The sequence below is a fragment of the Bradyrhizobium sp. 62 genome (genome assembly GCF_023073035.1).
Classification (GTDB): Bacteria; Pseudomonadota; Alphaproteobacteria; order Rhizobiales; family Xanthobacteraceae; genus Bradyrhizobium.
Genome location: NZ_JADPIT010000031.1, coordinates 78,255 through 99,918, shown reverse-complemented (window position 1 = coordinate 99,918; position 21,664 = coordinate 78,255). Strand labels below are relative to the sequence as shown.

The window sequence follows — 21,664 nt, the reverse complement described above, 5'->3', positions numbered from 1 at the left end:
GCTCCCTGTGCTAGTAAATCGCCGCACCTGCGGTGTCGGCGCATGGACGAGGGATGAAGATTGTCTGAATCGACGAGGTCATGGCCGTTTCGGGTCGCCGTGCTGGTGCCCTGCTACAATGAGGAAGCCGCCGTCGCGACGGTCGTCGCCGATTTCCGCAAGGCACTGCCCGCGGCCGAGGTCTTCGTGTACGACAACAATTCGACCGACCGCACCGCGGCGGTCGCGCGCGAGGCCGGCGCGATCGTGCGCAGCGAACGGCGCCAGGGCAAGGGTCACGTCGTGCGCCGCATGTTCGCGGACATCGAGGCCGACATCTACGTGCTCGTCGATGGCGACGCGACCTACGACGCGCCGAGCGCGTCGCGCATGATTGACCAGCTCCTCGATGAGCATCTGGATATGGTTGTCGGTCTGCGCGTCGATCAATCGCAAGCGGCCTACCGGCGCGGTCATCGCATCGGCAATCGGCTCTTCACCGGTTTCCTGGCATCGACCTTCGGTCACGCCTTCAAGGACATCCTGTCCGGTTACCGCGTGTTCTCGCGCCGCTTCGTCAAATCCTTCCCGGTCCTGTCCGGCGGTTTCGAGATCGAGACCGAGTTCGCGGTCTATGCGCTGGAATTGTCGCTGCCGGTCGCCGAGGTCGAGACGCCCTATTACGCGCGCCCGGAAGGCTCCTTCTCCAAGCTCAATACCTGGCAGGACGGGTTGCGCATCTTCAACACGATGCTGAAGCTCAACCGGTCGGAGCGGCCGCTGCGCTTCTTTTCGGTGATCGGCATCGTCCTCGCGCTGCTGTCGATCGTTCTCGGGCTGCCCGTGGTGATCACCTTCCTCGAGACCGGCCTCGTCCCGCGCCTGCCGACCGCCGTGCTCTCCATGGGGCTGATGATCATGGCGCTGCTTTCGGCCTCGTCGGGGCTCGTGCTCGACACCGTGACGCGCGGCCGGCGGGAAGTGAAGATGCTCGCCTACCTGTCCCAACCGCCGCTCGGGAGGAGCTGAAATTGCCCCCGGAGCCGGGCGCAATCGTATGGACCGCTGCCCTCCAAGGTGATATCCCGCCGACGCGATGAACGATCTCTCCCTCACCATCCGGTCGGAAGCCGCCGGCGATGCTCAGGCCATCGAGCGGCTGCACGAACGCACCTTCGGACCCGGCCGCTTCGTGCTCAGCGCGTACCGCATCCGCGAGCATGTGGATCATGTGCTCGAACTATCCTTCACCGCCCGCGTCGGTACGTTGCTGATCGGATCCGTCCGGCAATTGCCGATCTGCGTCGGCGACACGCCGGCACTGCTGCTCGGGCCCCTGACGGTCGAGCCTCCGTTCCGCAGCCGCGGCGTCGGCCGGCTGCTGCTCGAGCGCGCGCTGAAGGATGCGAAGGCGCAGGGCCATCGCCTGGTGCTGCTGGTCGGCGACGAGACCTATTACAGCCGCGTCGGCTTCAAGCAGGTCGCCAAGGGGCGCGTCACCATGCCGGGCCCGGTCGATTACAGCCGGCTCCTCGTCATCGAGCTGGTCGAAGGCGCGTTCGAAGGCGTATCGGGTCCGGTTGGTCCCGACTGGAGCAAGACGCGAACCTGACGCGCCATCGCTTCGAAGCTCACATGAAGGTAGGGCAGTGCCGGTCGATCAGCAATATTACCGGGAAGTGGCGTCCGGGAGCACGGCGGAAAAGCTGCTGATCGCGGCGCGCGACCGCATCTTTCAGGATTTCCTCGCCCGGATGCAGCCGTCTGCCTCGGACGAAATACTGGATGTCGGCGTGTCCGACGTGATCAACGACGGCGCCAACGTGCTGGAACGAAGCTACCCGCATCAGCACAAGATCACGGCCTGCGGGCTCGGCGAAGGATTAGGGTTCAAGGCGGCTTTTCCACTTTGCCGTTACGTGCAGATCGAACCGAATACACGGCTGCCCTTTGACGACAATGCGTTCGATGTCGCGACGTCCAATGCCGTGCTCGAGCATGCCGGCAGCCATGGAAATCAGGTGCTCCTTGTCGAGGAGCTTTGCCGCGTCGCGCGGCGGGTGTTCATCACCGTGCCCAACCGGTTCTTTCCGGTCGAGCACCACACCGCCATCCCCCTGGCGCACTATCTGGATGGCACCTTCAGGATCGCCTGCAGGGTCGCCGGCAAGTCGGAATGGACCGACGAGCAGAACCTGATCCTGATGACGCGAAAACGCCTGCTGGGGCTCGCCGCGCTAGTTGCCAAGTCGTCCACCCCCAAGTCCGCGGCCGTGGGCTACACCGGTTTGTCGCTCGGCCCGCTATCGTCCAATCTCTATCTCGCATTCCGCTAACGCAGCGCCGCCTCCCCCGCAGCATGATCCCGATGAAGAAAATCCACACCAGCAAAGCCGTTTTCGCCGTGTTGTTTCTCGCGGTGCTGGTCGGCCATTTCTGGACCATGATGCGATGGAGCGAGGCGCGCGGCGTCTATGACGACATCTGCTACCTCAGGCAGGCGCATCTGTTCCAGAGGTTCGGGCTGGTGGAGGGCTTCGACACCAACCTTGGCCGCGACGACGACGGCTATCAGAAAGCAAAGCTGAAGGAGATCGGGTACCCGGACTGGAACGATACGACCGCTGCGCCCTGTCACAATCTGATGCCGGCCACGGGGAAGGTCGTCATTCAATACCCGCCGGGTGTAGGCCTCGTATTGGCGTTGTTTCCGCCGGGTCACCAGGTCGTGCCCATGTACATGCTGGCGACCATTGTCGTCCTCGGCCTTGCGCTGTTTGCGCTGTCTCTCGCGCGCAGCATGAGGTCGGTCCTGATGGCCGGGACGTTCGGCTGTCTTGCGATCTACCTGATGGTCAATCCGGTCAAGGCGAGCTATTCGATGGCCCCGACCGTCGTCGTGTGCGCGCTCGCCGGATGTCTCACGGCGCGATGGCTGGCGACCCCGCGATCTCAACCGGGGATCTGGCTGCTGGCGCCAATCGGTTTCCTGCTCGGATTGACCGTCGATTTCCGGTTGGCCAACCTCTTCCTGGCGTCCGGCTATGGTCTGTTTCTCCTCGTCGCGTTCCTGGCGGAGCGGACGTTGTCCCGGTTCTTGCAGGGGGCCGTGTTCGGCGTCGCGTTGCTGGCCGGCGTGATCCCGACCATCGTCTCTTACGCCGTCAACGCCGGCAGTCCATTCGCATCGACTTACGGCAACAACCCCGATGTGAGGCCGCTGGATTTTTCGTTCGCGGTGGTCCGGGACTATCTCGCCGATCCGCTCCAGACCTTGCTGATCGTCATCGGAATCGCAGGCTCGATCTGGCTGTTGCGGCAGGCGAACGGCATTCGCCGCGTCGCGCTGCTCACGTTGGCCAATCTGGCGCTCAACCTCGCCTTCTTCTTCACCTATCCGATTGCGACCCCATACTACACGATCCCCATTTCTCTCCTGACATTGTGGACCCTGCTGTTTGCCGTGCTGTTTCGGGAGGCGGCGGAGGACGCCCCTGAAGCGGCCGCCTCAGCCACAGCACGATGAAGTCCGGCTAGCAATCGCGCTTTCAGAACTTGAAGTTCGCGAACGCCCGCACCCCGATGCCGGGCATCAACACCTCGTCCTTGGTGTAGGACACCGAGTTGCGGATGTTTTCGTTCAACAGATTGTTGCCGACGAGGCCGAGCAGCATCTCGCGCGCGCCGAATGCATTCGGGTGGAGCTTGGTCTTGTAGCTGACCTCGGCCTTCAAGAGGTTGTAACCCGATGTCGGCGTCTCCGCGATCACGGCGACGTTGTTCTGAGCGAAGGCGTGCAACAGATTGACGCGCATCAGCCAATTGTCGTCGCGCCAGAACACGCCGCCGCCCAGTCTCAGCGGCGGAATGCGCGGCACGTTGGTGCCGTCGGTGAAGGTGGCGCGGACCACATCGAACTGGTTCTCGAGGCCCCAGATGCCGCCCTGGAATGCACCGACGTCGAGCTGCGACTGGAATTCGCCGCCGCGGAAGTTCGCGTCGCGCTGCGAATAGACCGCCTGGTTCACCTCGGCGCCGGGCGTGCCGCACGAGGCAAAATCTTCGTCGCACATCACGCCGGTGAGACGGCGATAGATGAAGTTGTTGAAGTGCGTGTAGTAGACGGTCGCCTCGAACCGGAACGGCCCCGTCGCCCTGCGCAGGCCGACCTCGACGGACTTCGCGGTCTCGATGCCGAGGTTGGGGTTGCCGATGTCGAAGGTCGCGGTCGCATCATGCGCACCGCGCGAGAACAGCTCCGCCGCCTTCGGCGCGCGCTCGACATATTGCGCGGTGATGCTGCCGACCAGGCCGCCCGGCAGGTCCTGCAACAGGCCGACGCTGCCGCTCTTCGGCGTGAACGCCGGATTGCGCGAAATCGCCGCCTGCGGTGTGCCGTCGGGCAGGAAGTCCGCGGGAAAATCCGGCGTCGTGCCGTGCAGCTCGACATGCTCGATGCGCCCGGCGATCTGCGCCCGCGTCGCGTCCGTGAACTTGAACTCGTTGAAGGCGTAACCGGCGACGCGCGTGCTGTTGTTGGGGTCCCAGAGGCCGTTGAACAGCGTGCCCGGATTGTCCGGGCTCGGTGCGCTCAATTCCTGATGGCCAACCTGGAAGCCCAACGCCGTCGTCACCTCGGCGAAGCGCGCGTTGAAGGGCATCAGTTGGACCTCGGTGCGGATCTCCTGCTCCTTGTTGGTGAAGGTCTGCCGCACGCCGTCGGTATTGGGATCGGCGGGATCGGCAAGCCCGATCTCGTTGTGTCGGTAGTCGGTCGCGCCGGCCCAGAAGCGAACGACATCGATCGCGGTAGCGTCGGGATGGTACTCGCCCTTGACGTTGATCTTGGTCTGATGGCCGTCGATCCGCGTGTTGTGGTCGGCGCCGTCGATCCCGGGGATGTGGTAGAGCGCGTCGTTCTGCGTGATTGCGGCACCGATATAGCCGCCCTGGAAGAAGTAGGATCCGCCGATCGAGGCCCCGTCCGAGCGCGTCGCCGAGTTGGGCTGGCGTCCGTTGGCGACGGGCCGGGTCTGGTCGGTGAGGTACGGGTAGCTCGGGATGCTGTAGTCGGTGGTGTTGCGGCCGTAGACGTCGGCATGGAAGGCAAAATTGCCGCCGCCGGTGTCGAGCAGCACGCCGCTTTCGACGCCGCGGTCGACCGAGCTGAACGCGCTGCGCGTCTCGGCGGTGACGCAAGGCGACGTCGCGGCGCTCGCGAGCGGCGCCTTGGCCGGCAGGCCGAAACTCTGGAACGGCTGGGCACCGCAGTTCGGCAGCGCATCGGGAATCCGGTTGTTGGTGGCGCTGACGACGCCGCCGATCGAGGTCGAGCCGTAGCGTAGCGCGGCCGGTCCGCGCACCACCTCGACCTGGTTGGTCGCGAGCGGATCGATCGGGACGAAGTGGTCCTCGCCGAGATCGGAGGCGCCGCCGGCATTGGTGCCGTTCTCGACGATGCCGACGCGGTTGACGTCGAGCCCCCGGATGATCGGCCGGCTGGAGGCGCCGGGCGCGAAGCTCGAGCCGGTGATGCCGGGCTTGGAGAACAGGAGATCGCCGAGCTGGCCGCCGCCCTCGCGGCGGATCTCTTCGTTCGGCACCACCGTGACGGTCGCGAACTGGTTGGTCACGATGGGCAGCACGCCCTGCTGAGGTGCGGCCGGCGCCGCGGCTGCCGGCGTGGCGTTCGCCGCGCGTTCGTGGCTGCGTGCCCGCGCGGTTCGCGTGGGTCGGCCCGGGTTGCGGGTCGGCACCACCGCCCTGCGCACGATGGGACTCGGAGCCGTCACGGTGACGGCGGGGATCTCGGTCGATGATTTATCCTCGGCCAGCGCCGAGGTGGCGGCGCCGAGCAGGAGCAGGCTTGCTCCACCAAAACGCTGCGCGCGCCGCAATTTGAATGACATGGTCCTGATTCCCGTCAGGCGCCGTCCGCAATGTTCGTCTGCTGATCGGAGGCGGCCTGCCGTCGCTGCGCGACGGAATTCGACTTCAACTGCTCCCGGGCATGCGCCGATTTGCGGCGAGCCCAGGCGTGATCAAGCGTTGTTGGAAGTCAGGACGCGGGAGGGGCGCGGGGCTGGAATGCCGTGCCGGCCGATTTCAGGTGGACGAATTCGGCGTCGGTGGTGCGGTAGAGCAGGTCGATCGCCTGCGGCAACAACAACACAGGCGGCGCCGCGAACATGACGGTGCCGGCCATCGCGACCAATGCGCAGATCGCGCAATTGTCCTCGCCCGGCTGCTCCCGGTCGGGAGCCAACGGCGATTGCCTCTCGACCGCCGCGCGGTCGATCGAGGCAAGACCCTGGGCGCTGTCGGTCTGCTGAAGCGAGGACTGAGTGAGGGGAGCCGCCTGGGCGAACCAATGGCTGTGGCCGAACGTCAGCGCGAACTGCACCAGCATCGCGAAGATCGCGAGCCGGGCGCCGTGCCTGATATTCGACCGGAACCACTTCATCTGGAAACGTCACCCCACATCGCCAGGTGCCAATCCCCTCGGCGTTCCGCGATGTTATAATGTAACATCGCCCGATCAGTCAGCGGATGTCAACCGCTGTCGAGCCGACCCGAGCGGGCCGGCTCCTCGCCGTGTCGTGCGGGCAACTGAAAGATCTAGGCTGAGGACCTAACGAATGGCTACGGGGACGCGATTGATTGACTCAGTGCCGGCGCGAGGAGGCGGCATCAGAGGTTTTTGCGCTGGAGCCAGGTGCGGATGGCCTCGATGTGTTCTGCCTTGCGCTCCAGCGGCAGCCAATGCCCTGCTGGCATGCTCGTCACGGTCAGGTCCGGGCAGGCCGCGCGCATCGGGTCACCTTGGCGATTTCCGATGATGCTGCAGATCTGATCAAAGTCGCCGTTAACGAACAGCACCGGCTGCGACAGGCGGCCGCCATTGGGTGCTTTGCGCGCATAGGCGATGTTGGCGTCGTCGTTCAGGTACCACGCGCAGGACGGGCGGAAGCCATGAGCCTTGAACGACTGCACCAGCACGTCGAAGTCCGCGGGCGGCCAGAGAGCGGGATCGGGCTCAGTCGCCGGTGCGCGGTGCGCGGCGCCAAAGCGCCCTCCATTGCGCGTGACCATCGCATTCGGCGAAACCTTGCCGATGCCGGCGGGATCGCCTGGCCGAAAGATCGACGCCAGCGATGCGGCCAAGTCTGCATCGAGGTCGGCGACTGCCGCCTCGAAGTGCGTGGTGTAGTAACGGTAGTAATCCCATTGGCCGTCCGGATATTGGTCAGCCGGATAGATTGTTCGGTCGACCAGCGGGACGACTGTGCGCAGGGCGTGCCCGTCGGGTTGATATGCCAGCGAGGTCAGCACGACTCCGCGGCTGCGCTTTGGCTGATGCGCGACCAACTCACCGACCACAACACAGCCCCAGTCGTGGCCAACCCAGATCGCAGGCTTGCCGCCCAGGTGATTATGGAGTTCGGCCATGTCCGTCACGATTTCCTCGATGGTATAGGCGTCGTTGGCTGCGGGCGTGGAAGAGCCGCCGTAGCCGCGCAGATCGGGAGCGACGCAGTGCCAACCGTCGGCGGCAAACGCGTCCATCTGCGCGCGCCACATCAAACTGATGCTCGGCCAGCCATGGACGAAGATCATCAACTGTCCGTCGGCCGGCCCGCGCTCGATGTAGCGCGTTGTCTGACGAGGCGAGCTGAACGTGCGCTGGTGAAGTGGGTCTGTCATGGTCGAGTAACTCCGCTTCTCATCGAACGCTCGCACTGTTTGAGTGCTGCGAAGGCTGCGTTCAGAACTGCTCTTGTCCGCGGGGCGCGATGCCTGGACAGGGACACGCCTGCCCACGGTCGAGGAAGAACCGCCTCCAGATTTCACAATGCGCTACATTCGACCGGGTTCGGGGGCGAAGGCGCTCTGGAGCTTCCGGCGAAGAAGGGACGATGGGGTTTATCCAACTAACGGAAGCGAAGGGAGGCGGGTAAGCTCGGCCATGCTGGCCCGTAAGCCGCCTACCGCCCTTCACGGACCCACGTCGCAGCAAACGCGCCGAGCAGCAGCAACAGCCCGATCAGGCCGGCAAAGATCGGCAGCACGCCGACGCCCTTCACGACGCTGGCGTCGCGCATCCGCACGCCCATCCAGCCGTCACCATGGAAGACGCTCGCCGACCGGACCGGCAGGATGCGCGGCAGCTCGACGCTGGCGCCGTCGACCACGCGCACGGCGTCACCGCCGGTCGCCTGGGTCAGCGGCTTCAACGTCTCGGTGGTGGAGGTGACTTCCGAAAACTCCTTCGGATTGGTCGGGCCGACATTGATCAGCGCCTTCAGCGTGCCGTCGGTGGCTTGCCACAGGCCGAGCTCGCTCGCCGGCAGGCTGGCGCGCCATTCGCCGGGATCGCCGGCTGCAAGCGTAAGGTCACGCGACACGCCGGACGGCGAGGTCACGCTCACCGGCTGAACGCTGTCCGCCATGGTCTGGCGCACCACCACGAGATTCTTGCCCTGCACCTGCAGGCGCAACGCTTCCTCGTCCAGATCCGGCTGCTTCATCAGCCAGTGCGACATCCGCCGCAACAGATCGAGATGCGGGCCGCCGCCTTCATAGCCGCGCGCCCACAGCCAGATGTGGTCGGAGAGCAGCAGCGCGACGCGGCCCTCGCCGAAACGCGACAGGAACAGCAGCGGCTTGCCGTCGACGCCCGTCATGACGGGCGGGTTGACCGCATTGCGGGTCTCGACGGTGCGGAAGAACCGGCTCCAGCGCGGCGGCTCGGAGGCCGAGCCCTCGAGGCCACGCGTGACGGGATGGCGTTTGCCGACGTCGGACAGATGCGCGTAGAACGGCTTTTCCGTCACCCCAACCGGTTCGGCCGGCAGCACCGAATCCAGCGGTGTGCGCCAGATGCTGGTGTTGGAGGCGTAGTCGGGGCCGGCCGAGACCAGCACCGCGCCGCCGGAACGCACGTAGCGTGCGATGTTGTCGAAATAAGCGATCGGCAGCACGCCCTGGCGGGCATAGCGGTCGAAGATGATCAGCTGGAATTCGTTGATCTTCTGCTGGAACAGCTCGCGGGTCGGAAACGCGATCAGCGACAATTCGTTGATCGGCGTGCCGTCCTGCTTCTCCGGCGGCCGCAGAATGGTGAAGTGGACGAGATCAACGCTGGCATCGGACTTGAGCAGGTTGCGCCAGGTGCGCTCGCCGGAATGCGGCTCGCCCGAGACCAGCAGCACGCGCAGCTTGTCGCGCACACCGTCGATGGCGACGACGGCGCGGTTGTTCACCGGAGTCAATTCCCGCTCGAGCGGCGAGGCCTCGATCTCGACGATGTTCGGCCCGGAATGCTTGATGTCGACCTCGACGCTTGCCGCCTGGCCGCTCGAAAGCGTGCGCTCGTTGATGACCTCGCCGTCTCTGCGGACCGTGACCTTGGCGCGCTCGCCGCTGACGCCCTGGTCGTCGAGGCGGTAGGTGATGGTCTGGGGCTGCCCGACGATGCCGAAACGCGGCGCGGCGATGACCGCGATACGGCGGTCGCGCTCGTCCTTCTGCCCGGTGATCAGCGCGTGCACCGGCGCCTGGAAGCCGAGCCCGGCGGCGTTGGCCGGAATGTCATGGACGCGGCCGTCGGTGATCAGGAACGCACCGGCGACGCGGTCGACCGGCACGTCCGACAAGGCCGAGGCCAGCGCCCCGAACAGCTTGGTGCCGTCGGTCTCGCCGTCGGCCTGTCCGGCATCGACGACGCGGACCTCGAGCCCCTTGATCTTCTTCAGGCTGTCGACCAGCGCTTCCTGCGCCTGAGCGGCCTCGCGATTGCGATTGCCGAAATTCTGGCTCGGGCTCTTGTCGACGACGATTGCGGCGACAGAGGTGAGGGGATCGCGGTCCTCGCGGGTGAAGGAGGGATTGGCGAGCGCCAGCAGGAACAGCGCCAGCGCGGCCACGCGCACGGCGGCGCCGCGCGCACGCGCCAGCAGCAGCACCAGCGCGATGACGACGATCGCGGCCAGCGCGAGCCACAGCACGATCGTGGGAACCAGCGGCGTGAATGCGATGCCGTAATTCATATCGATCCTATTGCCCCAGCCGTTCGATCAGGGCCGGTGCGTGCACCTGGTCGGCCTTGTAGTTGCCGGTCAGCGTGTACATCACGATGTTGGCGCCGGCGCGGTAGGCGAATTCGCGCTGGCGGGGGTCGCCGCCGGTCACCGGCAGCATGGCCTGGCCGTCGGGCCGCACGGCCCAGGCGCCGGCAAGGTCGTTCGAGGTGATGATGATCGGCGAGACGCCGTCGCCGCCGCGCGCCGGCCGCTGCGCGCTGTCCTCGTCGTCTTCGCGCGGCAAGGTCTCGACCCAGGTCTGGCCGGTTGTGAAGCGGCCGGGGAAGTCGCGCAGGAGAAAGAAGGTCTTGGTCAGCACGTGCTCGCGCGGCACCGGCTCCAGCTCGGGCACGTCGAGCGAGGACAGGATCTCGCGGAGCGTCTGCATCGCGGGGGTCTGCGCGGCGCCGTTCGCGCCGGGCGGCGCTTCGACCGCGTCGCGGGTGTCGAACAGCACGGTGCCGCCCTGCTTCATGTAGGCGTCGATCTTGTTGATGGCGTCCCGGGACGGCTTGGGCGCGCCCGGCACGATCGGCCAGTAGATCAGCGGGAAGAAGGCGAGTTCGTCGCGCGCCGGATCGATGCCGACGGGATCGCCGGCCTCGAGCGCGGTGCGCTGCGCCAGGAACAGCGTCAGTCCTGACAGCCCTGCCCTGACGATGGAATCCACGTCGGCATTGCCGGTCACGACATAGGCGAGGCGGGTCTGCGACACCGCCTTCATCGCGAACTCGTCGGACGCGCTGTCCGCGTGCGACGGCGTCGGCGCGAACGAGGCGAGGCCTGCGAGCACCAGTCCGACGACGATCATCGCGGGCGCGGCGCGGCGGCGCAGCAGCGCGGCAAGGCCGCCGCCGAGCACCGCGACGATGATGGCGTCGATCAGGAACAGCGCGAGCGCCGTCGACAGCAGCCAGCCGCGCAAGTCCTGCGGCTCGGCATTGGTGTAGGTGGCGTGTCGGGCGCGCAGGCTCGCGATGTTCAGGGCTGCGATACGGTCGGCGCTGGCAAGCGTGTTCACGGCGAGCGGTCCTTCTGCCGGACCATAGAAGCCCGGCGGATGATCGGGTGTGGCGCGGTCGCGATAATCCGCGGGCAGCGGCTTTGCGGCGGCCGGCGGCGGACCGAAAGCGCCGAAGCCGTCGAGGATGTGCAACGGCGCCACCGTCTCGGCGGTCCCTTCAGTGGCAGCGCCTGCGCCCGGCTTGGCGGTATAGCCGGACATGTCGACGACGCGCCGCAGGATTTCGACGAAGGTGCCCGACATGGGCAGATCCGACCAGCGCATGTCGGCGCTGACGTGGAACAGGCTGACGACGCCTTTGCCGCGATGCTCGCCCGTCACCAGCGGCGTACCGTCTTCCAGCGAGGCCCAGCTCTTGGTGGCGAGCACGGCGTCGGGCTCGGCCAGCACCTGGCGGCTGATGGTGACGTCCTTGGGGACCACGACGCCGGCAAACGGACCGTCAGCGGCAAAGGAGGCCAGATGTTGCGGTTTTTCCCAGGTCAGGCTGCCGCCGAGCGTCCGGCCGCCCTTGCGCAGTTTGACGGGAACGAGATCGTCCTCGGCCTGCGCCAGCCGCGGACCGGCGAACCGCACCAGCACGCCGCCCTGATCGATCCAGGCATTGAGACGCTCGCGGATTTCGGGGGCGATGGTGCCGACATCGGCGAGGATGATCATCGGCAGCTTCTGGTCGAGGAACTGCGTGATGCCCTGCTGCGGTGAGCCCTTGTCGGCAAGCCGCACGTCGGCGAACGGCGCCAGCGCCCGGGTGAGATAGAAGGTCGGCGCCAGCAGCGGCTGCGCGGTCTCGCTGGTCGAGCCCGAGACGATGCCGATGGCGCGGCGGCGCCAGCGCTTGTCGAGCAGCTGCACCGCGCCTGCGGAGCGCTCACCGGCAATTTCCAGCCGCGTGATGTCGTTGCGCAGCTCGACCGGCAGATCGAACGAAGCTTCGGTTTCCTTGTCCTGCGGGCCGAACGAATAACGCGCTTCGCCGATCGGCGAGGCCTTCTGGTCCAGCGCGCGCACGGTGCCGATGGCGATGCCGCTGTCGGTGCGCAGCACCTTCACCGTCATCCTCGCTGCGGCGTTCTCGGCCGCGACCAGGGCCAGCGGTGACGAGGTGCCGCCTTCGAACACGGTCAGGCTGCGGTCGCCGACGGTCTTGCCGAGGCCAGCAACGAACTCCTCGCCGCGACCGGTGTCGACGCTGTCGGAGAGCCAGGCGATCTCGCAGTCGCCGGTCGCCTTCAGGAAGCGATCGATTGCGGTCAGGGTCTCGACGCGCTCGATCGAATACGGCTTCGGCGTGAGCTGCCGCAGCGCGACGCGCGCGGCGCCCGCCGGCATCAATGTGATATCGCGGTTCGGCTCGGACAGCGGCACCAGCGCAATCGCACGGCGGTCGTTCTCGGCACTCGCGATCAACTCGTCGGCGGCCCTGATCCGGATGTCCCAGTTCGATGCCGCGCTCCAGCCGTCGTCGAACATGATCATCAGCGGCGCCTTGCTGGCGGCCGCGCCTGTTTGCGGATTCCAGATCGGGCCGGCGGCGGCGAAAATAACCAGCGCCGCAGCCAGCAGCCGCAATGCTGTCAGCCACCACGGCGTCCGCGATGGGGTCTCTTCGCGCGGTGCGATGTCGAACAGCAGGCGCGTCGGCGGAAACTCGATGCGGCGCGGCCGCGGCGGCATCACGCGCAATAGCCACCACAGCACCGGCAGGCTGACGAGGCCGATCAGGAGCAGCGGTTCGGTGAAGGCGAGCGGCAGTCCCATCATGCTGCCGGCCCCGCCTTGATGGTCGTGGTGCGGGCGCCCGACTTGCTCACCTGCATGCCGGCATGCAGGAACAGCAAGAGCTCAGCGGCCGAGCGGTCGGTGGCGTGCGTCGTGAACAGCCAGTCCAGCTTGTTGGTCTCGGCGCGGATCTGGTCGCGGTGCAGCGCGAGCCGCGCGGTGTAATCCTGCGCCCAGCTCTCGGCGCGGCCGGCGGTGATCACGCCGAACCCTTCCGGCTCGACGAACTCGACGCGGCCGGAATACGGGAATGATTCCTCGGCGGGATCGACGACCTGGACCAGCGTGCCATGCGCACCGGAGCCGGACAGGCCGGCGAGCGTGGTCCTGATCTCGGAGATCGGCGACCAGAAATCCGACAGCACGATCGTCTCGGCCAGCGCCGCGGGCACGAAGGACGGCGGCAGGCTCAAGCGGTCGGCATCGTCGTGCAGCATCGCCTGCGCCATCTTGTCGATGACGCTGCGGCTCGCGGTCGGTGCCATCAGCCCGGGAATGCCGACGCGTTCGCCGCCGGAGACCAGCAGCTCGGCCAGCGCGAAGGCGACGATCAGCGTCCGCTCGAGCTTGGATTCACGCGCGTGCTTTGAAGCGAACGCCATCGAAGGCGAGCGGTCGGGCCAGATCCAGACCGTGTGCGAGGCTTCCCATTCGAGCTCGCGGACATAGAGCAGATCGTCGCGCGCCGAGCGCCGCCAGTCGACATTCTGCGACGGCTCGCCGGAGACGAAGCGGCGGTATTGCCAGAAATTTTCGCCGGAGCCGGCGCGGCGACGGCCGTGCAGGCCGTGGATGACGTTGGCGGCGATGCGGCGGGCCTCGAGCACCAGGCGCGGCAGCGAAGCGGCGAGCGTACGGCTTTCGCCATCGGCACGTCGGATCGCGATGACCTCCTTCGCTGCGTGCCCGTTCTCCGCCGCCATCAACCGATCCGTGTCTTCAATTGCCGGATCACGTCCGGAATCGTGCGGCCTTCGGCGCGCGCCTGGAATGTCAGCGCCATGCGGTGCTTCAGCACGGGCTCGGCGAGGTCGAGCACGTCGTCGATCGAGGGCGCGAGGCGGCCGTCGATCAGCGCGCGTGCGCGCACCGCGAGCATCAACGATTGGCTGGCGCGCGGGCCCGGTCCCCAGGCGATGAACTTGCTGGTGTCGCCGCCATCCGGACCCGGACGGGCCGAGCGCACCAGCGACAGGATCGCCTCGACCACGGAATCGCCGACCGGCAGCCGCCGGATCAGTCGCTGCGCGGTGATGAGTGCATCAGGGGTCATCGCGCCCTTCGCCAGCGTCTCGTCGGCGCCGGTGGTCTCGAACAGGATGCGGCGCTCGGCGTCACGATCGGGATAGTCGACGTCGATCTCCATCAGGAAACGGTCGAGCTGGGCTTCAGGAAGCGGATAGGTGCCCTCCTGCTCCAGCGGGTTTTGCGTGGCGAGCACGTGGAACGGCTTCGGCAGGTCGTGACGCGCGCCGGCAACGGTGATGTGCTGCTCCTGCATCGCCTGCAGCAGCGCCGACTGCGTGCGCGGGCTGGCGCGGTTGATCTCGTCGGCCATCAGCAGTTGCGCGAACACTGGGCCGGAGATGAAGCGGAAGGCACGCTTGCCGGAGGTGCTCTCGTCGAGCACTTCGGCGCCGAGAATGTCCGACGGCATCAGGTCGGGCGTGAACTGGATGCGCTTGGCATCGAGGCCGAGCGTGATGCCGAGCGTCTCGACCAGCTTGGTCTTGGCGAGACCGGGGACGCCGATCAACAACGCATGGCCGCCGGAGAGGATGGTGACCAGCGTGTTCTCGATCACGCGATCCTGACCGAAGATGACGGACGCGATCGCATCCTTTGCCGCACGAATCTGGCTCGACACCTGCTCGGCTGAACGGACTACTCCGTCTTCGAGCTTCTCGACACTCTCAGCCATCCGTTTAGCTCCTTCAGCCTGCCATGCGGCTCGCTTGCGTCGTCATGTCATCACGTCCTCAACTCAAGACGTGGGCCCTATGCTAGACTTGCAGGAAGGCCATGTATTCGTTGAATTAACCTATCCCCACCTTATCGGCTTAGGGATATGTAGGGCATCACGAAGTGGCGACCTCCACACCGGACGAATGCGGGGTGGAACCGAGCACCCGGATACAACGTAAACCTGCACCAATCGTGCCAAATGACCGATCGTGCCAAATGACAAAGTCAGGGCAAACCATGGCGAACCAAGGGCAGAGCGCCGATCGCGGTCTTGAGGGGCTGACTGCCGCTGCCAAAACTGCTGCCGATGCCGAAGGCGCCAAAAAGGGCCTGCCTCCGGTGCATTTGTGGAATCCGCCGTTTTGCGGCGATCTCGACATGCGAATCGCATCCGATGGTACTTGGTTCTATTTGGGGACGCCAATCGGCCGTCATGCTTTGGTTCGCCTGTTCTCGACCATCCTCAAGCGTGAAGGCGACAAGCATTTCCTCGTCACGCCGGTGGAGAAGGTCGGCATTCGCGTCGATGACGCGCCGTTCATGGCGGTCGAGATGCAGAAGGACGGCGAGGACAACCACCGCGTGCTCCGCTTCCGCACCAATGTCGACGACTGGGTCACCTGCGATGCGGCGCACCGGCTGCGCTTCGAACAGGCCAAGGACGGCGGGCTGACGCCCTATCTGCACGTCCGCGCCGAGCTCTGGGCCAAGGTCACCCGCGCGCTCTATTACGATCTGGTTGACATGGGTGAGGAGCGGATGGTCGATGGCCAGCCGATGTTCGGTGTCGAATCGGCCGGCGAATTCTTTGCCATGGCCGATGCGGAGCAGGTGAGGGCCGCGCTTTGAACAAGCCTATCTCCAGGAACGATCCCGCCGTGATCGGTGCGGCCGATTTCTTCGCCCGCTCTGCCGCGCGGCTCGGCTTCGACGTTCCGCCCGGTCTCTACGATCCCAACATCATTCCGGCCTCGGGCGATCCCGGTACCGACAAGATGCTCGAGATCATCGCGCGCGAGCAGCCGGTGCGGCCGGCGGCGGTCCTGATCGCAGTGGTCGATCATCCCGAGCCGACCATCCTCCTGACGCAGCGCTCGGCGCATCTGAACGACCATGCCGGCCAGATCGCCTTTCCCGGCGGCAAGATCGACGCGACGGACTCCTCGCCGCTCGATGCGGCGCTGCGCGAGGCCGAGGAGGAGGTCGGGCTGTCCAGAGACTTCGTCGAGCCGATCGGCTATCTCGATCTCTATGGCACCGGCTTCGGCTTCCGCATCCTGCCCACGGTTGCCAGGGTGCGCCCGGGTTTTGAGCTGACGATCAACCATTCCGAGGTTGATGACGCATTCGAAGTGCCGCTATCCTTCCTGATGAACCCGGCCAACCACCAGGTGCACAGCAAGGAATTCCGCGGCATGGAGCGGTCCTACTACGCGATGCCGTTTGCCGAACGCTACATCTGGGGCGCGACGGCCGGCATGCTGCGCGTACTCTACGAGCGGATCTATTCCTCATGATCCGCCCGATCCTGACCGAGATCGGAATCTTCCTCGTTCCCTTTGCCGTCTATGCGCTGTTCCTGGCCGCCACGCGTTCCGGCCTGTTCGTGCAATCGTCTTGGCCGATCACCATCGTCGCGCGCCTCATGCTGGCGGCGCTCGTGCTGGTGATCGCGGGGCTGATCGGCTTTGCGCATTTCTCCGGCGCCGCGCCGGATTCGACCTATGTCCCCGCCCATGTCGAGAACGGCAAGCTCGTGCCGGGCGTGGAAAGATAGGACCGGCCGATGAGCGCGGTGCCCATGCTCGCCGATGCGCCCTGGCTGATGTCGGGCGGGACCGCGCGCGTCCTGCAATTGCTCAACGCGGATGGCGAGAAGGCGCGGGTCGTCGGCGGCGCCGTGCGCAACGCGCTGCTCGGCCTTGTCCCCGGTGACATCGACATCGCGACCACGGCGCTCCCGCACGAGGTGATACGGCGCGCCAAGAGCGCCGGCATCAAGGCCGTGCCGACCGGCATCGACCACGGCACCGTCACCCTCGTCATCGACAGCCAGCCGTACGAAGTCACGACGCTGCGCGAGGATACCGAGACCTTCGGCCGCAAGGCCAAGGTCGCGTTCGGCCGCGACTGGGTGAAGGACGCCGAGCGTCGCGACTTCACGATGAACGGGCTCTCGGTCGATGCTGACGGCGTCGTCCACGATTACGTCGGAGGCATCGCGGATGCGGCGGCGCGGCGCGTGCGCTTCATCGGTGATCCCGACCAGCGCATCGCCGAGGATTTCCTGCGCATCCTGCGCTTCTTCCGCATCCACGCCGCCTTTGGTGCCGGCGATCCCGACCGCGACGGCTATCTCGCCTGCATCCGGGGACGCGCCGGCCTTGCGAGCCTGTCGGCCGAGCGGCTGCGCATGGAGATGCTGAAGCTGCTGGCGGCTGGCGGCGCCTCTGCCGCCGCGCTCGCCATGGCCGATGGCGGATTGCTGCAGGCGCTGACCGGCGGCGTCGTTTATACCGGGCCGCTCTCGGCGATGATCGCGATCGAGCGCGAGCTTGGCCTCGCCGCGAGCAGCACGCGGCGGCTCGCCGCGCTGACGGTCGCTGTGACCGAAGACGCCAAGCGCGTCGCCACGCGGTTGAGGCTCTCCAATGCGGAAACCAAGGCGCTGGATTCGATGGGGCACCGCTGGTGGCGTTTGGCCACCAAGGGCGAAGCCGATGCGCGGCGGCTGCTCTACCGGCTCGGCGCGGAGCGCTATCACGATCGCGTGTTGCTAGGCTGGGCGCGAGCCGGCGGTGACGTCGGCTCATCGCGATGGCGTGCGCTCGCCGAGCTGCCGCAGCGCTGGATTGCGCCGAAATTTCCGCTCCGCGCCGCCGACTTCATCGCGCGCGGCATGGCGGAAGGACCCGCGCTCGGACATGTCTTGACGCTCGCCGAGGACGCTTGGCTTGCGGCGGATTTTCCCCTAGAGGAAGCCGCACTCGCTTCCATCGCCGATCAAGCTGCGGCACGAATCAGCCGCGACGAGAGAACGTGACCATCGTCTCAGGCTTCGCCGACATCTCGATCTTTCAGCTGCTGCTGGTCGCGTTGATGGCGTTGTTTGCTTCGATCATCGGTGGTCTCGCCGGCTACGGCACCGGCGCCTTGATGCCGCTGGTGCTGGTCCCTCTCGTTGGCGCCGAGCCCGTGGTGCCGATCATCGCGATCTCCGCGATCTTCACCAATTCCAGCCGCGCGGTCGCCTATCTCCGCTATGCCGATCGCCGCCGCGCGCTGATCGTGCTGGCCTGTGCGGCACTGACGACCGCGCTCGGCGCCTACGGCTATACGCGCCTCACCAATGCGGGGGCGGCGCTCGTGATCGGCTCCATGCTGATCCTGAGCGTGCCGCTGCGCCGTGTGCTCCGCCGCCGTCAGGTCAAGATCGGCGACACCGGTCTCGCGGCAGGCTCGGTCGGCTATGGCGTGCTGGTCGGCGGCACCTCTGGCTCCGGCGTGATCCTGCTATCGCTGCTGATGGCCGCGGGCCTTGAGGGCGCCGCCGTCATCGCGACCGATGCAATGATCTCGCTCGGCACCGGCCTCATCAAGATCTCGGTGTTCGGCCTCGCCGGCGCTGTCACTGCGCAGGTGCTCGCCTTTGCACTCCTGATCGGTGCCATCGCGATTCCCGGCGCGTTCCTGGCCAAAGCCTTCGTCGAGCGGATGCCGGTACACATCCACACCGCGATCCTCGACGTCGCGGTGATCACGGGCGGGTTGGTGATGATCTCTGCTGCGGCGAGGCAGCTGATCTAACGCCGACAGGTGTCCCGCTGCGGGGGTTGGATCAGGCCGCAGGTCTAGTGTGAGGGACTACAGTCCAGTTCCTTGATCCTGCCGGCGGCATCAAACGCCAGGAGTGCACTCATCACGCCGGCACTGGTGATGTACGAGATGATGGTGCCGTCGTTGCGCCAGGGATTGAGGTCGTCCAACGTGCCCGCCGGATATTTTCGGAGGCGATCGACCCAATAGGCACGAAGTGCCTCGCGGCCGGTGATGGTTTGGCCACCGGCGCAGCCGCAGTGGACCACGGCGTCCTCGGCATAGAGTTCCAAAATCGCTTCGATGTCGCCCGCGCGATACGCATCAAGCCAGTCGACCGCAACGGCCATGGGATCAAAGGACATATTTTTCACTCACATGCGTCCAAATCTGGTTCAGGCCGGGGAACCACCAAGCCTCCTATGATTTTAATATCCCACCCGGCCACGGCCATATGCCGAAGGACATAGAGGACCGGGCCGAGGGCAAGATCGATGTTGGACGCGTCCGCCAGGCAGGGGATACTCAAGCCCATCCGGCTTTTGCTCGTCGATCCACAGCCGATCGTTTTGCAGGGACTGAGGTCAGTCCTCGGGACGCAGCCGGATTTCGACGTTGTCGCAGCGTCCAGCGATCGGACAAGCTGCCTCCAAGCAATCCGGAAGCTGACGCCTGACGTCGCGCTTCTTGCCGACAAGGTGCCGGATCTGACGGTCGCCGAGATCCTCGCGATCGTGAAGGCTGAGAAGCTCTCCACCCGCCTGGTGTTCTTCACCGAGTCCGGCACCGACCACGATCTGGCTTCCGCCATCGCAGCCGGCGCCTGCAGCGCAATTTCGAAATATGCCTCTCCCGCCACGATGCTGCGATCACTGCGTCTGATGACGAAGAGCGGCGTGGCACTGGAGAAGTCCGATCTCTCGGCAGCCGGCAAGGAAGCGGAGGGCGACGGCAAAGTCGAAAAGATGCTGGAGCTGTTGACGCAACGGGAACGTCAAATTGCACGACTCGTGGCGGAAGGACTGTCGAACAAGGAGATCGCGCGCCAGCTCAACGTGTCCGACGGGACGGTCAAAGTCCACCTGTACAATATTTTCCAGAAGCTTGAGATCACCAACAGAACTGTGCTCGCGACCATCGCATTGCTGCAACGCCCCTCAGGCCTGGCCGCGCTCTCGCTGGCATTTCTGGCGTTCGCAATTGCGGACGAACTCAAGGCGTCGGAAGCGAACGACATCTTTCCGGATCAGAACGGCAACGGCCATGCGGAAGAGCACGCCGCCTATGAGCCCTGGAAAAAAGGGATTCTCCGGCACCTCGTCGTCTGGGAATCCGGCGAGACGCCCACGCAAGCCCAGAGAGATCTGTTCGCCAAGGCCGCCCACATCACGAACCCGGCGGCCGCAATGGAAGCGCTGCGCACGGCCGAGCAATCTGGAGGCTCGAAAGCGTGGACACACCCCGGTCCAGCAGGATCGGGCGCGCCCGATCTTCCGCGCTTACTGCGAGAAGCGATCGACATACAGACCGGTGACGACCCGGCCCCGGAACATCAATTCCCGCGGCTTCTTTCCAATGCGATGTCGATACACGGAGGGTATGGCAACTTTGCTATTCTCACCGGTGCGTTGATCTACGCACTGCAGGACCCTCATCTCGCCGCGCACGCGCATGACCTCCGTGACGCCTCGATCGACAGCATCCTGGCCGCCACCGAAGAGAGTGCGACCACAAAGCTGGCCGCGATCACCCATGCTGCCGCCAATCCTGACGACCATTCAGCCCCAAGTTTTCTTTCGCAGGATGTCCGCCTGTCTTCCGCCGTTGTGACCACTGGACACGACAATGCCGCTCAAGAAGGCGCTCTGGTTCAAAAAGGCCCAGGCGATGCGGGTGACAATCTCCATACACCTGTTGGCGCGGACCCTGGTCACGATGCCGGTAGCGGCGTAGGCGGCAACGTTGAAAAAATTGTTTATCGCTCCCCGATCGACTCCGAGTCTGACCATTTCAACTCGACCTCACCCGACACTGTGTTCGATTTCGCGTCGGGGCCGGGCAGGATCAATCTTGCGGCTTTCGGAGCGCTTGCCTGGCTGCATATGACGGCGGCAACCACGTCTATACCGCCACATACACTCGCCTGGGTCTACGACTCCGCAAGCAATGAAACGATCGTCTATGTGAATGCGACCGATCGTGTCCTTGATGTCGGCGATCGCGGCCTGCTGGAAATCCATCTCGAGGGGATTGTGGCCGTTGCGGAGGCGGATGTCGGCTCCGAGCCAGATGGTGCGGCTGTTGCGACCACCTTGGAGCAGCTCGAAGCAGTGCTGATATCGGCGACCGAAACCGATGCGACTGTTTCGAGCAAGGATCATGTCCAAACCACTATCGAGGGGAGCGAGAGCTCGCTCGGGACGTCTGGAGCCTGGGCGATTCTGGCCAACGGCGGCTCGGGGTTCCAGTTTGGGCAGGCTCGCTTGGGAACGTCGACGAGGTTCGGAAGCTCCACCGGCGCATCGGCGGATGCAACGGAAGAGAGCGATGGTGCGTCTGCCGCGTCGGCTCACGGATCATCCATCGAGCTTGCGCATAGCGCGACGGCCCCGGTAGCCGCAAATGTCGCATCGAACAGTGGTCCGGCCAATACGGGCAACGGCGTTTCGTCGACTGCACCGAACGAGATCGGCCAACCCAATATCGTAACCGCCGACAACGCGGGGCACGGCAACTCTCAGCACGCTTCAGACCCATCGACTGAAGCTGGCTCCAAACCGGGCCATGGCGTCGGCAATGGCGCCGAGCATCACGATAAGGGCCCCGAGGCTCCGGGAGGGTCAGCGAAGAAGGCAGAACCAGACGGCGCGGAACACGGCAAAGCCGGGCACTCAAACGCTGCAAAAGCACCGGACGCAGCTAAGACCGATCCGGACGTCGCAACGGACGCCAACGCGGGTCACGGCAACTCAAAGCACGCTTCGGAGCCGGGGTCTGCAAAAGCGGCAGCCGACGA

At 65.7% G+C, this 21,664-nt stretch carries 18 protein-coding genes; 10 read left to right on the top strand and 8 right to left on the bottom strand.

Annotated elements, in window-relative coordinates:
* The first annotated feature begins 60 nt into the window (after positions 1-60).
* The 4 genes from IVB47_RS28480 to IVB47_RS28465 all read left to right on the top strand — a co-directional run bounded on the left by IVB47_RS28480 (position 61) and on the right by IVB47_RS28465 (position 3,505).
* The gene (locus tag IVB47_RS28480) at positions 61-1,008 is read left to right on the top strand and encodes a glycosyltransferase family 2 protein (protein ID WP_247466269.1); all 948 of its coding nucleotides are present in this window, start codon (positions 61-63) and stop codon (positions 1,006-1,008) included.
* Positions 1,009-1,075: 67 nt separating this feature from the next.
* On the top strand, positions 1,076-1,591 hold the full coding sequence (locus IVB47_RS28475; protein ID WP_247466266.1) for an N-acetyltransferase: 516 nt from the start codon (positions 1,076-1,078) through the stop codon (positions 1,589-1,591).
* A gap of 37 nt (positions 1,592-1,628) precedes the next feature.
* Positions 1,629-2,315 carry a methyltransferase domain-containing protein gene (locus IVB47_RS28470; protein WP_247466263.1) on the top strand — a complete coding sequence of 229 codons (687 nt, stop codon included), beginning with the start codon at positions 1,629-1,631 and terminating at the stop codon, positions 2,313-2,315.
* Positions 2,316-2,347: 32 nt separating this feature from the next.
* Entirely contained in the window at positions 2,348-3,505 is a 1,158-nt protein-coding gene (locus IVB47_RS28465; protein WP_247466260.1) for a hypothetical protein, read from the top strand.
* Positions 3,506-3,527: 22 nt separating this feature from the next.
* On the opposite strand, the gene IVB47_RS28460 is transcribed toward IVB47_RS28465, so the two are convergent.
* The 7 genes from IVB47_RS28460 to IVB47_RS28430 form a co-directional block, all read right to left on the bottom strand.
* Positions 3,528-5,888 carry a TonB-dependent receptor gene (locus tag IVB47_RS28460; protein WP_247466257.1) on the bottom strand — a complete coding sequence of 787 codons (2,361 nt, stop codon included), beginning with the start codon at positions 5,886-5,888 and terminating at the stop codon, positions 3,528-3,530.
* A 149-nt stretch (positions 5,889-6,037) separates the two neighbouring features.
* Positions 6,038-6,442 (bottom strand): DUF2946 domain-containing protein, encoded by a 405-nt coding sequence (locus IVB47_RS28455; protein WP_247466254.1) that lies wholly within the window; start codon positions 6,440-6,442, stop codon positions 6,038-6,040.
* A 227-nt stretch (positions 6,443-6,669) separates the two neighbouring features.
* Entirely contained in the window at positions 6,670-7,683 is a 1,014-nt protein-coding gene (locus IVB47_RS28450; RefSeq protein ID WP_247466252.1) for an alpha/beta hydrolase, read from the bottom strand.
* Positions 7,684-7,964: 281 nt separating this feature from the next.
* Positions 7,965-10,028, bottom strand: coding sequence for a hypothetical protein (locus tag IVB47_RS28445; RefSeq protein ID WP_247399904.1), 2,064 nt, complete (start codon positions 10,026-10,028; stop codon positions 7,965-7,967).
* A 7-nt stretch (positions 10,029-10,035) separates the two neighbouring features.
* Positions 10,036-12,849, bottom strand: coding sequence for a DUF4159 domain-containing protein (locus IVB47_RS28440; RefSeq protein WP_247466249.1), 2,814 nt, complete (start codon positions 12,847-12,849; stop codon positions 10,036-10,038).
* Entirely contained in the window at positions 12,846-13,790 is a 945-nt protein-coding gene (locus IVB47_RS28435; protein WP_027568563.1) for a DUF58 domain-containing protein, read from the bottom strand. The genes IVB47_RS28440 and IVB47_RS28435 overlap by 4 nt, the downstream gene beginning before the upstream one ends.
* On the bottom strand, positions 13,790-14,788 hold the full coding sequence (locus IVB47_RS28430; RefSeq protein ID WP_027516392.1) for a MoxR family ATPase: 999 nt from the start codon (positions 14,786-14,788) through the stop codon (positions 13,790-13,792). The genes IVB47_RS28435 and IVB47_RS28430 overlap by 1 nt, the downstream gene beginning before the upstream one ends.
* A gap of 281 nt (positions 14,789-15,069) precedes the next feature.
* Between IVB47_RS28430 and IVB47_RS28425 the strand changes: the two genes are divergently transcribed.
* From IVB47_RS28425 to IVB47_RS28405, 5 genes are read left to right on the top strand one after another with little or no spacing between them, the layout of a single operon-like run.
* The gene (locus tag IVB47_RS28425) at positions 15,070-15,681 is read left to right on the top strand and encodes a DUF1285 domain-containing protein (RefSeq protein WP_063993497.1); all 612 of its coding nucleotides are present in this window, start codon (positions 15,070-15,072) and stop codon (positions 15,679-15,681) included.
* Positions 15,678-16,349: a CoA pyrophosphatase gene (locus tag IVB47_RS28420; RefSeq protein ID WP_247466246.1), complete on the top strand. Its 672-nt coding sequence runs from the start codon at positions 15,678-15,680 to the stop codon at positions 16,347-16,349. Before IVB47_RS28425 ends, IVB47_RS28420 begins: the two co-directional genes overlap by 4 nt.
* Positions 16,346-16,609, top strand: a complete 264-nt coding sequence (locus IVB47_RS28415) for a DUF6111 family protein (RefSeq protein WP_018454951.1) — start codon at positions 16,346-16,348, stop codon at positions 16,607-16,609. Before IVB47_RS28420 ends, IVB47_RS28415 begins: the two co-directional genes overlap by 4 nt.
* Before the next feature lie 9 nt (positions 16,610-16,618).
* Positions 16,619-17,875, top strand: coding sequence for a CCA tRNA nucleotidyltransferase (locus tag IVB47_RS28410; RefSeq protein WP_247466243.1), 1,257 nt, complete (start codon positions 16,619-16,621; stop codon positions 17,873-17,875).
* Positions 17,872-18,639, top strand: a complete 768-nt coding sequence (locus IVB47_RS28405; RefSeq protein ID WP_027568567.1) for a sulfite exporter TauE/SafE family protein — start codon at positions 17,872-17,874, stop codon at positions 18,637-18,639. The genes IVB47_RS28410 and IVB47_RS28405 overlap by 4 nt, the downstream gene beginning before the upstream one ends.
* A 44-nt stretch (positions 18,640-18,683) precedes the next feature.
* On the opposite strand, the gene IVB47_RS28400 is transcribed toward IVB47_RS28405, so the two are convergent.
* Positions 18,684-19,013: a nuclear transport factor 2 family protein gene (locus IVB47_RS28400; protein ID WP_247399897.1), complete on the bottom strand. Its 330-nt coding sequence runs from the start codon at positions 19,011-19,013 to the stop codon at positions 18,684-18,686.
* 129 nt (positions 19,014-19,142) lie between these two features.
* Between IVB47_RS28400 and IVB47_RS28395 the strand changes: the two genes are divergently transcribed.
* Positions 19,143-21,664 (top strand): response regulator transcription factor (locus IVB47_RS28395; RefSeq protein ID WP_247466240.1); only part of this gene is annotated, 2,522 nt, incomplete at its 3' end.

Excerpts from the sequence above, each read along its gene's own strand:
- IVB47_RS28475 (WP_247466266.1), top strand. The coding sequence starts at position 1,076 with ATGAACGATCTCTCCCTCACCATCCGGTCGGAAGCCGCCGGCGATGCT.
- IVB47_RS28465 (WP_247466260.1), top strand. The coding sequence starts at position 2,348 with ATGAAGAAAATCCACACCAGCAAAGCCGTTTTCGCCGTGTTGTTTCTC.
- IVB47_RS28460 (WP_247466257.1), bottom strand. The coding sequence starts at position 5,888 with ATGTCATTCAAATTGCGGCGCGCGCAGCGTTTTGGTGGAGCAAGCCTG.
- IVB47_RS28455 (WP_247466254.1), bottom strand. The coding sequence starts at position 6,442 with ATGAAGTGGTTCCGGTCGAATATCAGGCACGGCGCCCGGCTCGCGATC.
- IVB47_RS28450 (WP_247466252.1), bottom strand. The coding sequence starts at position 7,683 with ATGACAGACCCACTTCACCAGCGCACGTTCAGCTCGCCTCGTCAGACA.
- IVB47_RS28445 (WP_247399904.1), bottom strand. The coding sequence starts at position 10,028 with ATGAATTACGGCATCGCATTCACGCCGCTGGTTCCCACGATCGTGCTG.
- IVB47_RS28440 (WP_247466249.1), bottom strand. The coding sequence starts at position 12,849 with ATGATGGGACTGCCGCTCGCCTTCACCGAACCGCTGCTCCTGATCGGC.
- IVB47_RS28435 (WP_027568563.1), bottom strand. The coding sequence starts at position 13,790 with ATGGCGGCGGAGAACGGGCACGCAGCGAAGGAGGTCATCGCGATCCGA.
- IVB47_RS28430 (WP_027516392.1), bottom strand. The coding sequence starts at position 14,788 with ATGGCTGAGAGTGTCGAGAAGCTCGAAGACGGAGTAGTCCGTTCAGCC.
- IVB47_RS28425 (WP_063993497.1), top strand. The coding sequence starts at position 15,070 with ATGGCGAACCAAGGGCAGAGCGCCGATCGCGGTCTTGAGGGGCTGACT.
- IVB47_RS28415 (WP_018454951.1), top strand. The coding sequence starts at position 16,346 with ATGATCCGCCCGATCCTGACCGAGATCGGAATCTTCCTCGTTCCCTTT.
- IVB47_RS28410 (WP_247466243.1), top strand. The coding sequence starts at position 16,619 with ATGAGCGCGGTGCCCATGCTCGCCGATGCGCCCTGGCTGATGTCGGGC.
- IVB47_RS28400 (WP_247399897.1), bottom strand. The coding sequence starts at position 19,013 with ATGTCCTTTGATCCCATGGCCGTTGCGGTCGACTGGCTTGATGCGTAT.